Below are 14796 nucleotides of genomic sequence, written 5' to 3' on the forward strand. Positions count from 1 at the left end.
CGATCAGGCGCAGCAGCGTGGACTTGCCGCAGCCCGACGGGCCGACGAAGACCACGAACTCACCGTCCGCGATCTCGAGATCGAGACCGGGAATGATCACGGCTTCGCCGAACCGCTTCTGGACGTTCTTCAGGGTGATGGCACTCATGTCGCTCTCCCGAGACTTCTTCTTACTTTACGGCGCCGAAGGTCAGGCCGCGCACGAGCTGCTTCTGGGAGAACCAGCCGATGATGAGGATCGGCGCGATCGCCAGCGTCGAGGCCGCCGAAAGCTTGGCGTAGAAATTGCCCTGCGGACTGGAGAACGAGGCGATGAAGGCCGTCAGCGGCGCCGCGTTGGTGGTGGTTAGGAGCAGCGTCCAGAACGCTTCGTTCCACGCCAGGATCACGTTGAGCAGCACCGTGGACGCGATGCCCGGCAGTGCCATCGGCGCCAGCACCCGGAACAGCTCCTGCCTCAGGTTCGCCCCGTCCATGCGCGCCGCCTCGAGGATCTCGCCGGGGATTTCTTTGAAGTAGGTGTAGAGCATCCAGACGATGATCGGCAGGTTGATCAGGAAGAGGATCAGGATCAGGCCGAAGCGGGTGTCCATGAGGCCGGTGTCGCGGAAGATGATCGTCACCGGAACCAGCGCGCCGACCGCCGGCATCATCTTCGTCGACAGCATCCACAGGAGCACGCCGCGCGTCTTCGGCGTCGGCGAGAACGCCATGGCCCAGGCCGCGGGGATCGCGAAGACGAGGCCGAGCGCGGTCGAGCCGAGCGCCAGGTAGACGGAGTTCAGGAGGAAGGCGAAGTAGTTCCGCTGCTCCTGGATCGCCTGGTAGTTCTCCGTGGTCCAGTCGAACAGCAGGAACTTCGGCGGGATCGAGATGGCGTCGAGCTCCGTCTTGAACGACGTCAGAACGGTCCAGAGGATCGGGAAGAAGATCAGGAGACCGACCGCCCAGGCGAGCACCGTCATGCCGATCTTGCGCTGTGTGGAAACGCGACGCGCCATGGATCAGGCCTCCAGATTCTTGCCGACGAGGCGCACGAGAAAGATCGACACGATGTTGGCGAGCACCACGGCGACGATGCCGCCTGCGGACGCCGTGCCGACGTCGCCCTCCAGCGTGATGACGGAAGCGATCAGGAACGGCAGATTGGACGAGGACACGCCGCCGCCGGTGGTCACGAAGATCTCGGCATAGATCGAAAGCAGGAAGATCGTCTGGATCAGGATCACCACGGTGATCGCCCGCTTCATATGCGGCAGGGTGATGTACCAGAAGATCGACAGCGCCTTCGCTCCGTCCATCTCGGCCGCCTCCTTCTGGTCCTCCGAGAGCGACTGCAGCGAGGTCAGGAAGATGAGGGTCGCGAAGGGAAGCCACTGCCACGCGACGATGATGATGATCGAAAGGAGCGGATAGTTGGTCAGCCAGTCGATCGGCGGCAGGCCGATGGCCGCGAGCGCCTGCGCGATCACCCCGTAGACCGGGTTCATCATCATGTTCTTCCACACGAGCGCGGCCACCGTCGGCATGACGAAGAACGGAGCGAGCACCAGAAGGCGCACCGGCGACTGGCCGAAGAACTGCTGGTCCAGCAGCAGCGCGATCAAGGTGCCGCCGACGACCGTGATGCAGAGAACCCCGCCGACCAGGAGAAGGGTGTTCTGGAACGCGCTGATGAAGCGTGGGTCGGTCAGGAAGTAGGTGTAGTTCTCCAAGCCGACGAAAGGCGTCAGCGGGTCGTAGTAGGTGTAGCGAAGCGTCGAGAACCAGAGCGTCAACGCCAGCGGGACCAGCATCCAGATGAAAAGCGCGATGACGGACGGCGCCATCATCAGGCGCGCCGCCGATCGCGTGTGCGTGGTCGCCATGGGTTCGCTCCGATACAGGTCAGAAACCCGAGCGACCGGGCCTTCGCCTCGTTCGCTTGGGTCGGCTCTGGAGTTCACGGGGTGGGAAACGGGGGCGGCGCGGCCCGGGCGGGCCACGCCTGACATGCGAAGGACGCTCCCCGGCCTAAGCCGGAGAGCCGACGCCGCTACTTGATGTAGCCGGCGCGCGTCATCTCGCGGGTCGCCTGCGCCTGCGCGGCGGCGAGCGCCTGGTCGACGCTCTGCTGCCCGGACAGGGCAGCCGCCATCACCTGCCCGACCGCGGTGCCGAGACCCTGGAACTCGGGGATCGCGGCGAACTGCAGGCCGACATAGGGCTTGTCCGGGCCCATCGACGGATCGGCCTTGTTGATCGCCGCCAGCGTTTGCTCGGCGAAGGGCGCGGCCTTGGTGTAGTTCTCGTTGGCGTACAGCGAGGACCGCGTGCCCGGAGGCACGTTGGCCCAGCCCTCCTTGGAGGCGACGAGTTCGGCATAGGCCTTGGAGGTTGCCCAGGAGATGAAGGTCTCGGCGGCTTCCTTCTTCTGCGACGAGGCCGGGATGGCGAGCGACCAGGCCCAGAGCCAGTTCGCTCCCTCGTTCGGGCAGTTGTCCGTGCCACAAGGCGCGGGCGCGAAGCCGACCTTGTCGGCGACCTGGCTCTGCTTCGGGTCGGTCACGAAGGAGGCGGCGACCGTGGCGTCCATCCACATGCCGCACTTGCCCTGGCCGAACAGCGACAGGTTCTCGTTGAAGCCGTTGGACGCCGAGCCCGGCGGGCCGTACTTCGTCATCAGGTCGACGTAGAGGGTGACGGCCTTCTTCCAGCCCTCGCTCTCGAACTGCGGCTTCCAGTTCGCGTCGAAGTAGTTGGCGCCGAACTCGCGGGCCATGTTGCCGAGGAAGGCCATGTTCTCGCCCCAGCCCGGCTTGCCGCGCAGGCAGATGCCGTAGACGCCGGCCGACTGGTCGGTCATCTTCTCCGCCGCCTCGGCGATGAAGTCCCAGGTCGGCTTCTCGGGCATCGTCAGCCCGGCCTTCTCCAGGAGGTCCTTGCGATAGAGCGTCATGACGCTCTCGGCGTAGAACGGCGCGGCATAGAGCTTGCCGTCGGTCGACAGCGCGGCACGGATCGGCGGCAGGAGGTCGTCGGCGTCGTATTCCGCACCGAGGTTTTCGAGCGGCGACAGCCACTGCTGCTTGGACCAGATCGGAACCTCGTAGGTGCCGATCGTCATGATGTCGAACTGGCCGCCCTTGGTGGCGATGTCCGTCGTGACGCGCTGGCGCAGGATGTTCTCCTCCAGCGTCACCCAGTTGACCTGGATGTCGGGATGCGCCGCCGTGAACTCCGACGTCAGCCCCTGCATGCGGATCATGTCGCTGTTGTTGACCGTGCCGATCGTCAGCGTGGTCTGCGCCTGCGCGGGCAGAGCCACCGACGCGGCGAGCGCCATCGCGCCAGCGATCCAAAACCGTTGGTTCATCCTTCGAGGCCTCCCAAGCCAATCGATGGGCAAATACCCATTCTGCGGGCAAATTCTCATCAGCCCCGGCGCAAGTCAAATGATTCACTCGCTGCGATGCAGCGGGACCACAGGTCCTGCGCGCGGCAGTTCAAACCCAGTCTGAAACCTAGGGTTCTGACGCGCCGAGCAAAGCGCCTGCGGTCGATTCGTCCGTGACGAGACTGCCGACCAGCCGCCCCTTCAAAGCCGCCAGGATGCTGTCGCGCTTCGACGCGCCCATCGCGACGCCGACCACCTCCGTCGCCGCACCGAGCGGAAAGGGTGGGCTGACCACGCGCTTGTTGAAGGCACAATCGAGGATGCGCCCGTCGGCATCGTAGACCCAGCCGACGATCTCGCCGATGCCCCCCGTGGCGACCAGTTCGTCGCGTTCCGTCTCGGATATGAAGCGATCCATCAGGAGCTGCGCCTGCGGCCCCACCTCGCCGATGCCGACGAACGCGATGTCGGCCTCGCGGGCGAGCTCGAGCGAGACCTGCACCACCTTCTGCTGATGCAGCAGGGCGCGCTCATCCGGCGAGGAGGCGACCACGGGCAGCGGCATCGGATAGTGCGGCGCCTCGATCTTGTCGGCGAGCGAGAAGATCACGTTGTAGATCGCCGCCGACCCGTCGGGCGCGATGTTGCCGGTGAGGGACACCAGCCGGTGCTGCGGGCAGCGCATGCGGGGCAGGTTCTCCACGGCCGCGCGCAGGGTCCGCCCCGTGCCGACGCCGATGACGAGCGGCTCCGCGCGCAGGAGCGTCCGCTCGATCCGCGCCGCACAGGCCTCGGCGATGCCGAGCGTGGTGGATGGCGAATCGGGGTCCGAAGGCACGACCTCGGCGGAGCGGAGACCGAAGCGGTCCACGAGGCGGCGGCCGAGTTCGAGGCAGGCGGCGATCGGGTGGTCGATGCGCACCTTCACCAGGCCGGCCGATACGGACAGGGACACGAGACGCTGTGCGCCCTGGCGCGAGATGCCGAGCTTCACGGCGATCTCCTCCTGGGTGTTTCCCGCGATGTAGTAGAGCCAGCCGGCGCGCGCCGCATCGTCCAGACGGGCCGAAGCCTCCTCCGTCGCCTTGCTCATCCGACCGTCCCCCTCGCCTGCGCCCGCGCCGCAAGCCGCACCGCCTCCGCCCGCGAATCCACCTTGCGCACCGTCATGGCCCGCTCGCGTCGGGAAACAGAATATCGCATCGATCGGCCGAGGCATCTTGGAATCTTGCGAGTTTGGCGCATTCTGATGTTGCAAAGCAGCGAGGAGACGGGCTTGGCGGGATTCGACGAAATGCTGAACGGAGGCGACGGCGTTCGCACTCCCTATCGTCGCTTTCAGACGTGGTACGAACAGCAGGTGCCCGCGACCCTGGCCGCCAAGGCGAGCGAGGCGGAAACCTTCTTCCGCCGCACCGGCATCACCTTCAACGTCTACGGCAAGGAAGAGGCGGCCGAGCGCCTGATTCCCTTCGACCTCGTGCCCCGCATCATCTCCGGCCAGGAATGGTCGGTGCTCGCCGAGGGTATCGAGCAGCGCGTGCGCGGCCTGAACGCCTTCCTCGACGACATCTACCACGATCAGGAGATCGTGAAGGCCGGCATCGTCCCCAAGCGGCTGATCGAGGGGAACGAGGCCTTCATCCCGCAGATGGCGGGCTTCCGCCCGCCGGGCGGCGTCTACACGCACATCATCGGCGTCGACATCGTGCGCACGGCCGAGAACCAGTTCTACGTCCTGGAGGACAACGCACGGACCCCGTCCGGCGTCTCCTACATGATCGAGAACCGGGAAACGATGATGCAGATGTTTCCCGAGCTCTTCGCGCAGAACCGCGTGCGCCCGGTCGAGACCTATCCGCGACATCTGCGCCGCTCGCTCCAGGCGACGGCGCCCGCCGCCACGAGCGGCGTGCCGCGCGTCGCCATCCTGACGCCGGGCATCCACAACTCCGCCTACTACGAGCACGCATTCCTGGCCGACCAGATGGGCGTCGAGCTGGTGGAGGGGTCGGACCTCAAGCTGATCGACGGGCGCATCGCCATGCGCACCACCGAGGGCTACATGCCGATCGACGTGCTCTACCGGCGCGTGGACGACGCCTATCTCGACCCGCTCACCTTCAAGCCCGAATCGGTGCTCGGCGTGCCCGGCATCATGGACGTCTACCGCAACGGCGGCATCACCATCGCCAACGCGCCGGGCACCGGCATCTCGGACGACAAGGCGATCTACTCCTACATGCCGGCGATCGTGGAGTTCTACACCGGCCGCAAGGCGATGCTGGAGAACGTCCCGACATGGCGCTGCGCCGAGGCCGACAGCCTCGCCTACGTGCTGGAGCACCTGGAGGAACTGGTGGTCAAGGAGGTCCACGGCTCGGGCGGCTACGGCATGCTGGTCGGCCCCGCCGCCTCCAAGACCGAGCGCGAGACCTTCGCGGCCAAGCTTCGCGAGCGTCCGGGCAACTACATCGCCCAACCGACGCTGGCCCTGTCCACCGTGCCGATCCTCACCGAGAAGGGCCTCGCCCCGCGGCATGTGGACCTCCGGCCGTTCGTGCTGGTGTCGGACACGGTGAAGATCATTCCGGGCGGCCTGACGCGGGTCGCGCTGAAGGAAGGCTCGCTCGTGGTGAACTCCAGCCAGGGCGGAGGCACCAAGGACACCTGGGTGCTGGAGGACTGACGCGGCACGCCGCCGCCGCCCTCTCGAACCACGCGCGTTTCCCAAGGATCGACCTCAGCCCATGCCTCTACTCGGACGCACCGCCAACGGCCTCTTCTGGATGCAGCGCTACATCGAGCGCGCCGAGAACATGGCCCGCCTGCTCGACGCGGGCCTGCGCCTGTCGTTGACCAACCTGTCCTCCGCGCCGGACGAATGGCAGTCCGTGCTCGTGTCGGCCGGCGTCGAGTCCGGCTATCTCGCGAAGTATCCCGAGTTCGATCCCGACCACATCATCGACTACATGCTGCGGGATCTCGACAACCCGTCCAGCGTCCTGTCCTCGATCGGCGTCGCGCGCACCAACGGGCGCATGGTGCGCACCGCCCTCACCCGCGAGACGTGGGAAGCCTTGAACGAGAGCTGGATCATCCTGCGCCAGCGCCTGTCGCGCCCCGTGCAGGATCTCCCGGCCGTCCTGGACCTCGTGAAGGCGCGCACCGCGCTGATCCGCGGCACCTTCTACGGCACGATGCTGCGCAACTCGATCTTCGACTTCTGCAACCTCGGCACCTTCGTCGAGCGCGCCGACAACACGGCGCGCATCCTGGACGTGAAGTACTGGGTCCTCCTGCCCGAGCATTCCTCGATCGGTTCCTCGCTCGACAACTACCAGTGGGGCTCCATCCTGCGCTCGGTCTCGGCGCTGCGGTCCTACGCCTGGGAGTACGACGCCGACTTCCGGGCGATGGACATCATCGACTTCCTGCTTCTGAATCGTCGCATGCCGCGCTCGCTCGCCTATTCCTACCGCTGCATCAACGACAGCCTCGAGTTCCTCGCCAAGACCTACGGCGTCGAGCACGAGTGCCACGGGACGGCCCGCGCCATCGCCGCGCGCCTGGAGAACCGGTCCGTGAAGGAGATCATCGACGGCGGTCTGCACGAATTCCTGGAGACGCTGATCGTCGAGAACAATCGCCTCTCGAACGAGATCGCGAGGTCCTTCAGCTTCTACTCCTGAACGGAGGGTCTGCGTCCCGAAAGCCGCACTCGCGACAACTTCGCGCCGGCCCCCTTGCCGGACCCGGGCGGGCCGGAGATACCGCTATCCGACTATCGGGAGGACGCCGGGCGCGGCGTCGATGCGGAGAGAGCAACGTGACCTACTGCGTCGGGCTTCTTCTGAAGCGTGGCCTCGTCTTCATGTCCGACACGCGAACCAACGCGGGCATCGACAACATCTCGGTCGTGACCAAGATGCGCACCTGGGAGGTTCCGGGCGAGCGCTTCCTGTGCCTCCTCAGCGCGGGAAACCTCGCCACCACGCAGTCGACCATCTCGCTGCTGGAGGAGCGGTGCCTCGCGCCCGCGCAGCGCAAGTCCGCCCTGCTCGCCCAGCCCTCGATGTTCCAGACCGCCAAGCTCGTGGGCGAGACCCTGCGCGAGGTCATCTCCTACACCGCGGAAACCGGCCAGGAGGCCAGCGGCCGCTTCATGGGCAGCTTCATCCTCGGTGGCCAGATCGCGGGCGGCCAGCCGCGCCTGTTCATGATCTACCCGGAGGGAAACTTCATCGAAGCCGGGCCCGACAACCCGTTCTTCCAGATCGGTGAACACAAGTACGGCCGCCCGATCCTGGTGCGGACCTACGACCCGGAGATGCCTGTGGAGGACGCGGTCAAGCTTCTTCTCGTCTCGTTCGATTCCACCATCAAGTCGAACCTGTCGGTGGGACTGCCGATCGACGTTCAGGTCTACGAGACGGACAGCCTCGTGGCGGGCTTCCGCCAGCGGTTCGACGATCGCGACCCCTACTACCGCAAGATCTCGGACGGCTGGTCGGACGCGCTGAAGTCCGCCTTCGAGAGCCTGCCGCCCTTCGTGCCGTCGCGCCCGGGCGCCTGAGCCGGCCTCAGCGGCGCAACCCCTTGGCCTCGAGTTCCGCGAGGTGCGCCTGCCAGAGCGCCTCCCGCTCGGTGCCCAGGCGGTCGAGGTAGGGCCAAGTGTAGAGGCCCGAATCGTGCCCGTCGTCGAAGACGATGCGCACCGCGTAGTGCCCGATCGGGCGGATGTCCGAGATAGAGACCTCGGCCTTCCCGGCCACCGTCACCCGCTGGTCGGGCGAGTGCCCCTGAACCTCGGCCGAAGGCGACAGGACCCTCAGCATCTCGGCCGTCAGCTCATGGCTGCGCCCGTCCGCGTAGCGCAGCGTCAGACGGCGCCGGTCGCTCGACACGGCGAGTTGTTCGGGCGCGAGACCTGCCGGTGCGGCCATGGGGATCGCTCCTTCCTCGGGGGTTCGGGTTGACCCCATGCACCCCCAAAGCCACATTCGCAAGCACGGCAACGAGAAGGGGGCGGAATTCCCGCCCGACGACATGCTCGACATTCCCACCGCCCAACGCACCGCGCCCCCCAGGGCGGGGCTGGTCGACCCGTTCGGGCGCCGCGTCACCTACCTGCGGGTTTCCGTCACGGACCGCTGCGATTTCCGCTGCGTCTATTGCATGGCCGAGGACATGCAGTTCCTGCCCAGGCGCGACCTCCTGACGCTGGAGGAGCTCGACCGCATCTCCAGCGCCTTCGTGGAGCGCGGGGTGCGCCGCCTGCGCCTGACCGGCGGCGAACCGCTGGTGCGCCGAAACCTCATGCAACTGGTGCGCCGCCTGTCGCGGCACCTCGAGAGCGGCGCCCTGCAGGAGCTGACGCTGACGACCAACGGGTCGCAGCTCGCCCGCCATGCAGCCGAACTTGCCGATTGCGGCGTGCGCCGGATCAACGTCTCGCTGGACACGATGGACCCCGACCGGTTCAAGCGCATCACCCGGCGCGGCGAGTTCGGCGCCGTGATGGACGGCATCCGCGCCGCCCAGGCCGCCGGCATCCGCATCAAGCTCAACGCTGTGGCCCTCAAGGGGGTCAACGAGGACGAGCTCACCGAAATGGTGCGCTGGGCGCACGGCCGCGACATGGATCTGACACTGATCGAGACCATGCCGCTCGGCGAGGTGGACGAGGACCGGACGGACCGGTATCTGCCGCTCAGCGTGGTGCGCGAGCGGCTGTCGCGCGAGTTCACGCTGACCGACCTTCCCGAGCGCACCGGCGGGCCGGCGCGCTACGTCTCGGTCGGCGAGACCGGGGGCAAGCTCGGCTTCATCACGCCGATGACGCACAACTTCTGCGAAGGCTGCAACCGGGTGCGACTCACCTGCACCGGGACGCTGTTCATGTGCCTCGGCCAGGAGGACGCGGCCGACCTGCGGTCGGTCATGCGCTCCAGCGAAAGCGACGAGACGCTCCATCGGGCGATCGACGCGGCCATCGCCCGCAAGCCCAAGGGACACGATTTCGTCATCGACCGCTCCACGAACCGGCCGAGCGTGTCGCGGCACATGAGCGTGACGGGCGGCTAGCCCAAGCCGGGAACCGATCGGCTCATCCTGCATTGGGGCGTCAGTAACCGTTTGTAACAGTCCGGAGGAGCGACATGACGTCTACTTGGAAAACCGCGCTGGTGCTGGGTGCCGCCACCCTGACGATGGCAGGCTGCACCACCACGGAGCGCACGGTCGGCGGCGCGGTCGTGGGCGGCGCGGGCGGCGCCGTGATCGGCAATGCGATCGGCGGTTCGGGTGGCGCCGTGATCGGCGGTCTGGCCGGCGGCACGGCCGGTGCCCTCGTCGGCCGCGACATGGGCCGGCAGCGCGGCTACTCCCGCTACTGACCCTTCGCATCGCGATCTCATCGGAAGGCCCCGGAGCGCACCGCTCCGGGGCCTTCCGCGCTTGTGCGGGACCAAATACCCCATCTCGCCTTCCGGTCGCCGATACGATACGCGTGCCTGACGATTTCCCCCTGGTCTCGCGACGTGTCGGTTTCTCCTCTTCGCTTCGCGGCGCTCGGCGCCAACATGCAGGCCAGCCTGCTCATGACGCTGTCGATGGCGACCTTCGCCACCAACGACATGCTGACCAAGTTCGCCACCCAGTCGATCGAGCCGGTGCAGATCATGGCCCTCCGGGGCGCGATGGCCTCCGCGCTCCTGTTCGCCTTCGCCAAATGGCGGGGGGCTTTCCTGTCCTTCGCGGTGCTGCGCCGACCGGTGGTGCTCGTGCGCGCCGTCGCCGACATCTGCACCACGCTCTGCTATCTCAACGCCCTCAGGCACCTGCCCCTCGCCAACGCTTCGGCGATCTTCCAGGCGCTTCCGCTGACGATCACGCTCGGAGCCTTCCTGTTCCTGGGGGAGCGCGTCGGATGGCGGCGATGGACCGCGATCGCCGTCGGCTTCGTCGGAGTGTTGGTGATCCTCGCGCCGGGGGCGGAGGGCTTCAACGTCTACGGACTCTGGGTCCTGGCCTCGGTCGTCTTCGCAGCGATGCGGGATCTCGCGACTCGCCGGATGCCGCCCGACCTGTCCTCACCGCAGATCGCGCTGGTCACCTCCGTTGCGGTGACGCTGACCGGCTTCTCGCTCCTGCCGGTGGAAGGGTGGCGGCCGGTGCCGGCACAGGTGTGGGCGACCCTGGCGGCGGCCTCCGTCACGCTGGCCTGCGGCTACGCGTTGATCGTCTCTGCGGTCCGCACGGGCGATCTCAGCTTCGTCGCCCCGTTCCGCTACACGATCCTCCTGTTCTCGATCCTGCTCGGCATCGCGGCCTTCGGCGAGCGACCGAGCCTGCGCGAGACCTTCGGCTCGCTCATCGTCGTCGGCAGCGGCCTCTACGCACTGCACCGCGAGACGCGCGGTCGCGCGGCACAGGATCGGGGATGAGCGAGACCCGCCCCCTCCCCTTCGGGCTGATCCTCGCCGGAGGGCGCTCGTCCCGCATGGGGCTGGACCGGCCGAAGCCCCTCCTCGACATTGCCGGCCGGAGCATGGTCGGTCGCGTCTCCGACAGGCTGCGTCCCTTCGTCGCCCAACTCCTGATCGCGACCGACCGGCCCGAGCTCTATGCCGACCTCGGCGCGCTGGCGATCCCCGACGAGGTGCCGGGCTATGCCGGTCCGCTGGCCGGCCTCCAGGCCGGAGCGCGCCACGCTCTTCGAGCCGGCGTGCGGGGGGCGGGTCTCGTCAGCGCGCCCGCCGATACGCCTTTCCTGCCCATGGATCTGGTGCCGCGCCTCCTCGACGGCTCGGGCGAGGACGAGCTGCGCGTCGCCGCCTGCTCGGACAGGCTGCATCCGACCTGCGCCTTCTGGCCCGCCACCGCGCTTCGGCGGCTGGACGCGCTGCCGCTGGACGCCGCGCAGGCGCCCTCCCTCCTGCGCGTGATGCGCGAGCACGGTTTCACGACCGTGCCGTTCCCCCCGGCGGACACGGGCCCCGGCGCCGACCCGTTCTTCAACGTCAACACGCCGGCAGAGCTCGAAACCGCCCGCGCCTTTGCGGTTTCTCGGGGATGAGGCGGGCGCTGCGGGCGCGACGGGTTGCCAAATTTGACGGAAACGGCAACATCGCCCCTTCCAACAGCATGCCCATATCGCAGGCACCCTTCATTCTGGCCCGGCAGGACATCTCACGCCCATGACAGTGATCCAGAAGCTTCTCGCGGCGACCGCCATTGCCGCCCTCGCCTCGAGCCCCGTCGCCGCCCAGCAGAGCGACGCCGACAAGACCTGGACGGAAGTCCGCATCGGCACGGAAGGCGCCTATCCGCCGTTCAACTACACGGACGCGTCCGGCCAGCTCCTCGGGTTCGACATCGACATCGCGAAGGCGCTCTGCGAGCAGATGAAGGTCACCTGCACCTTCGTCACGTCCGACTGGGACGGCATCATCCCCGCCCTGCAGAACGACCGTTTCGACGCCATCATCGCGTCCATGTCGATCACCCCGGAGCGTGCCGAGCAGGTGCTCTTCACCAACAAGTACTACAACTCGCCGGGCGCCGTGGCGGTGCCGAAGGACTCCACCATCGCGGACACCAACCCGGCCTCGTTCGCCGGCAAGGCGGTCGGCGCGCAGGGCTCCACCACGCACGCCCAGGCGGTGCAGACCTTCTTCCCCGATGCCGACATCCGCATCTATCCGACGGCCGAGGAGTACAAGCTCGACATCGAGAACGGCCGCCTGGACGCTGTCAGCGACGACGTCGTGGTGCTGACGGAGTGGCTCGAAAGCCCGGCCGGCGCCTGCTGCAAGCTGCTCGGCACCTTGCCGGTGGACGAAGCGATCTACGGGCCCGGCGCCGGCATCGCCCTGCGCAAGGGCGACGAGAAGCTGAAGAAGATGTTCGACGACGCGATCATCGCCATCCGCGAGAACGGCGTCTACAAGACGGTCAACGACAAGTACTTCAAGTTCGACGTCTACGGCGACTGACGCCCTCGACCAACGCGCGGCGGCGACGGTCCCACGAGACCGAAGCTGCCGCGCGCTCCTTCCCGCGTTGGCGAAGCGCGATCGATAGATGAACCACTTTCCGCTACTCGCCTTCGGCGATACCGGCTGGGGCGACGAGATCGCCGGGGGCCTGCTGGTCACCGTCTCGCTGGCGCTGGCGACGCTTCCGTTCGGTCTTCTGCTGGGCCTCGCGCTGGCCCTCGGCAAGCGCGGCGACGACCCTGCGCTTCGCCTGTCGGCCGACATCTACACGACGATCTTCCGGGGCCTTCCCGAGCTCCTGACCCTGTTCCTGGTCTACTACGGGGGCCAGAACCTGCTGAACGCGCTGACGGCATGGCTCGGCCTCGGCCAGTGGGCGCTGTCGAGCTTCGTGTCCGGCATGGTGGCGCTCGGCCTCGTGTTCGCCGCCTACTCCTCCGAAGTCTTCCTGTCGGCGTTTCGCGCCATTCCGAACGGGCAATGGGAGGGTGGGCGCGCCCTCGGCCTGTCGCACCAGCGCATCCTCGGTCTCGTCATCCTGCCGCAGCTCCTGCGCATCAGCCTGCCGGGTCTTTCCAACGTCTGGCTCAACCTCCTCAAGGATACGGCGCTCGTCTCGGTCATCGGCCTCGCCGACATCATGCGGCAGACGGGCGTGGCGGCGCGCGTGACACGCGAGCCGTTCTTCTTCTTCGGGCTCGCCTGCGCCCTCTACCTTCTGCTGACGATGATCTCAGCCGTGGGGCTCCGGCGGGTGGAACTGTGGACCAAGCGCGGCGAGGCGCTCCGATGAGCCTCGCCCCTCCACCCGTCGCGCGCCGCCGACCCGGCCTTCTCGGCATCGCCACGCTGGCCCTCTGGGCAGCCGGCGGCGTCGCGCTCGTCGCCTATCTGGCGCTGGCCTGGAACCCGCAACTCGTGGCGACCTACGGGCCCGCCTACCTGCGCGGGCTGTGGACGACCCTGTCGCTCGTCGCCCTGTCCTACGGACTGGGAGCCCTTCTCTCGGTCCCGATCGCGGCGGGACGCATGGCGCGAAATCCGCTCGCGCGCGGCACCGCCTTCGCCTACGTCTCGTTCTTCCGCGGCACGCCGCTGATCGCGCAGATCTTCCTCATCTACTACGGATTCGGGACGTTCCGGACGCAGTTCGAGACGGTCGGGCTCTGGTGGTTCTTCCGCGATGCCTGGTACTGCGCGATCTTCGCCCTCTCGCTGAACACAGCCGCCTATCAGGCGGAAATCCTTCGCGGAGCGATCCAGAGCGTCGCCAAGGGGCAGTGGGAGGGCGCGCGGGCCCTCGCGCTTCCCCGCAGCGTGACGATCTGGCGCGTCGTCGCGCCCCAGGCGCTGATCGTCGCGCTCCGGCCCTATGCCAACGAGTTCATCCTGATGCTGAAGGCGTCGGCCATCGTCGCCATCATCAGCGTCTTCGACCTGTTCGGCGAAACCCGCCGCGCCTTTTCGCGCAGCTTCGACTTCCAGACCTATGTCTGGGCGGCCGTCTTCTATCTCGTGCTGGTGGAGATCGTCCGGCGCCTCACCAACCTCGCCGAGCGGCGGCTGACGCGGCACCTGCTCCGCTAGGACTTCCGAGGAGCGGCACGCTCCGGCGTCACCTGGGCGCCGTTGAGAAAGAGCCGCACCGCGTTCTCGATCCACTCGTCCATCGTCGCATGGGTCTGCTCGCGGGCCACGCCGCAGACCCGTTCGCGAACGTGCTGACCGCAGACGGCCTGGATGAACTGGTTCGCCAGGAACTCGACCGGCAGGTCCACGATCTGGCCGCGATCGACCGCATGCCGGAAGATGTCGGTCAGTTCCACCACCACGGGGCGCAGGAACTTCTCCTCCGTGAATTGGGCGAGTTCGGGCGTGCGATGCGCTTCGGAGGCCAGGAGGCGGTAGAGAGCGATCGTATCGTCTACGAGCACCTTGTCCTTCAGCCACCTCGCGACGTCGAGCAGGATGGCGTCGAACGGGTCGTTCCGCGCGTCGAACTCGCGAAGACCTTCGGGCTCCAGCGTCCCGCGCCGCTGCAGAGCCTCGTTGAGGAGATGCATCTTGGAGGGAAAACGGTCGTAGAGCGTGCGCTTCGAGATTCCGGCCTCGGCGGCCACCGAATCCATGCTCGTCGCGGAGAACCCTGCGTTGAGAAACTGGCAGAACGCGATGTCGACGATCTTGTGCCCGAGCGAGGCGGCCGCCCCCTTGGTCGGGCGACCACGACGGCGCGCGTGTCCTCGCACGGCGGGGTAAGATCCGCCCGATACCGCTTCGGCAATTTCGCCCGTCACCGGCAAGCTCCTTTCCCTCCGTCAACCAGCCACGAAGTGAGTGATTTTGTTTACCAGCGCCTCGAGAATGCATACGCGATACATTCTGTAACGTCCTACGTATTGACGCGGCGACGATTCG

17 protein-coding genes are annotated in these 14796 nt (G+C 67.2%); 10 read left to right on the top strand and 7 right to left on the bottom strand.

The window, feature by feature from the left end; genetic code table 11:
• From D3218_RS05625 to D3218_RS05645, 5 genes are all read right to left on the bottom strand, one after another.
• Nucleotides 1–148: ATP-binding cassette domain-containing protein (locus D3218_RS05625; RefSeq protein ID WP_136625058.1), on the bottom strand; the 148-nt coding region annotated here is incomplete at its 3' end.
• Between the two features lie 22 nt (nt 149–170).
• On the bottom strand, nt 171–1001 hold the full coding sequence (locus D3218_RS05630; RefSeq protein ID WP_119538949.1) for a carbohydrate ABC transporter permease: 831 nt from the start codon (nt 999–1001) through the stop codon (nt 171–173).
• Nucleotides 1002–1004: 3 nt separating this feature from the next.
• Nucleotides 1005–1868, bottom strand: coding sequence for a carbohydrate ABC transporter permease (locus D3218_RS05635; RefSeq protein WP_119538950.1), 864 nt, complete (start codon nt 1866–1868; stop codon nt 1005–1007).
• Nucleotides 1869–2035: 167 nt separating this feature from the next.
• Nucleotides 2036–3355 (bottom strand): ABC transporter substrate-binding protein, encoded by a 1320-nt coding sequence (locus D3218_RS05640; protein WP_119538951.1) that lies wholly within the window; start codon nt 3353–3355, stop codon nt 2036–2038.
• Nucleotides 3356–3503: 148 nt separating this feature from the next.
• Nucleotides 3504–4469: a sugar-binding transcriptional regulator gene (locus D3218_RS05645; RefSeq protein WP_119538952.1), complete on the bottom strand. Its 966-nt coding sequence runs from the start codon at nt 4467–4469 to the stop codon at nt 3504–3506.
• Between the two features lie 201 nt (nt 4470–4670).
• Here D3218_RS05645 and D3218_RS05650 point away from each other — a divergent pair, with 201 nt between their 5' ends.
• The 3 genes from D3218_RS05650 to D3218_RS05660 all read left to right on the top strand — a co-directional run bounded on the left by D3218_RS05650 (nt 4671) and on the right by D3218_RS05660 (nt 7952).
• The gene (locus D3218_RS05650) at nt 4671–6065 is read left to right on the top strand and encodes a circularly permuted type 2 ATP-grasp protein (protein ID WP_210209651.1); all 1395 of its coding nucleotides are present in this window, start codon (nt 4671–4673) and stop codon (nt 6063–6065) included.
• 61 nt (nt 6066–6126) lie between these two features.
• Nucleotides 6127–7068: an alpha-E domain-containing protein gene (locus D3218_RS05655; protein ID WP_119538954.1), complete on the top strand. Its 942-nt coding sequence runs from the start codon at nt 6127–6129 to the stop codon at nt 7066–7068.
• 137 nt (nt 7069–7205) lie between these two features.
• Nucleotides 7206–7952 (top strand): proteasome-type protease, encoded by a 747-nt coding sequence (locus tag D3218_RS05660; RefSeq protein ID WP_119538955.1) that lies wholly within the window; start codon nt 7206–7208, stop codon nt 7950–7952.
• A gap of 7 nt (nt 7953–7959) precedes the next feature.
• Here the strand turns inward: D3218_RS05660 and D3218_RS05665 are convergent, their stop codons facing one another.
• Nucleotides 7960–8322: a gamma-butyrobetaine hydroxylase family protein gene (locus tag D3218_RS05665; RefSeq protein ID WP_119538956.1), complete on the bottom strand. Its 363-nt coding sequence runs from the start codon at nt 8320–8322 to the stop codon at nt 7960–7962.
• A gap of 103 nt (nt 8323–8425) precedes the next feature.
• Between D3218_RS05665 and moaA the strand changes: the two genes are divergently transcribed.
• From moaA to D3218_RS05700, 7 genes are all read left to right on the top strand, one after another.
• Entirely contained in the window at nt 8426–9463 is a 1038-nt protein-coding gene (gene moaA, locus D3218_RS05670) for a GTP 3',8-cyclase MoaA (protein WP_119539300.1), read from the top strand.
• Between the two features lie 74 nt (nt 9464–9537).
• A complete protein-coding gene (locus D3218_RS05675; protein WP_119538957.1) occupies nt 9538–9774 on the top strand; it encodes a YMGG-like glycine zipper-containing protein in 237 nt (78 codons plus the stop codon).
• Nucleotides 9775–9918: 144 nt separating this feature from the next.
• Nucleotides 9919–10824 (top strand): DMT family transporter, encoded by a 906-nt coding sequence (locus tag D3218_RS05680; RefSeq protein WP_245414932.1) that lies wholly within the window; start codon nt 9919–9921, stop codon nt 10822–10824.
• Nucleotides 10821–11456 carry a molybdenum cofactor guanylyltransferase gene (mobA, locus tag D3218_RS05685; RefSeq protein ID WP_119538958.1) on the top strand — a complete coding sequence of 212 codons (636 nt, stop codon included), beginning with the start codon at nt 10821–10823 and terminating at the stop codon, nt 11454–11456. Before D3218_RS05680 ends, mobA begins: the two co-directional genes overlap by 4 nt.
• A 121-nt stretch (nt 11457–11577) precedes the next feature.
• Nucleotides 11578–12375 (top strand): ABC transporter substrate-binding protein, encoded by a 798-nt coding sequence (locus tag D3218_RS05690; RefSeq protein ID WP_119538959.1) that lies wholly within the window; start codon nt 11578–11580, stop codon nt 12373–12375.
• Between the two features lie 88 nt (nt 12376–12463).
• Nucleotides 12464–13171 carry an ABC transporter permease gene (locus D3218_RS05695; protein WP_119538960.1) on the top strand — a complete coding sequence of 236 codons (708 nt, stop codon included), beginning with the start codon at nt 12464–12466 and terminating at the stop codon, nt 13169–13171.
• A complete protein-coding gene (locus D3218_RS05700) occupies nt 13168–13965 on the top strand; it encodes an ABC transporter permease (RefSeq protein WP_119538961.1) in 798 nt (265 codons plus the stop codon). Before D3218_RS05695 ends, D3218_RS05700 begins: the two co-directional genes overlap by 4 nt.
• Here D3218_RS05700 and D3218_RS05705 read toward each other — a convergent pair.
• Nucleotides 13962–14675, bottom strand: coding sequence for a TetR/AcrR family transcriptional regulator (locus tag D3218_RS05705; RefSeq protein WP_168990418.1), 714 nt, complete (start codon nt 14673–14675; stop codon nt 13962–13964). The two genes, D3218_RS05700 and D3218_RS05705, sit on opposite strands and share 4 nt — an antisense overlap.
• Nucleotides 14676–14796: the final 121 nt, after the last annotated feature.

The sequence above is a fragment of the Aureimonas flava genome (genome assembly GCF_003583935.1).
GTDB classification, from domain to species: Bacteria; Pseudomonadota; Alphaproteobacteria; order Rhizobiales; family Rhizobiaceae; genus Aureimonas; species Aureimonas flava.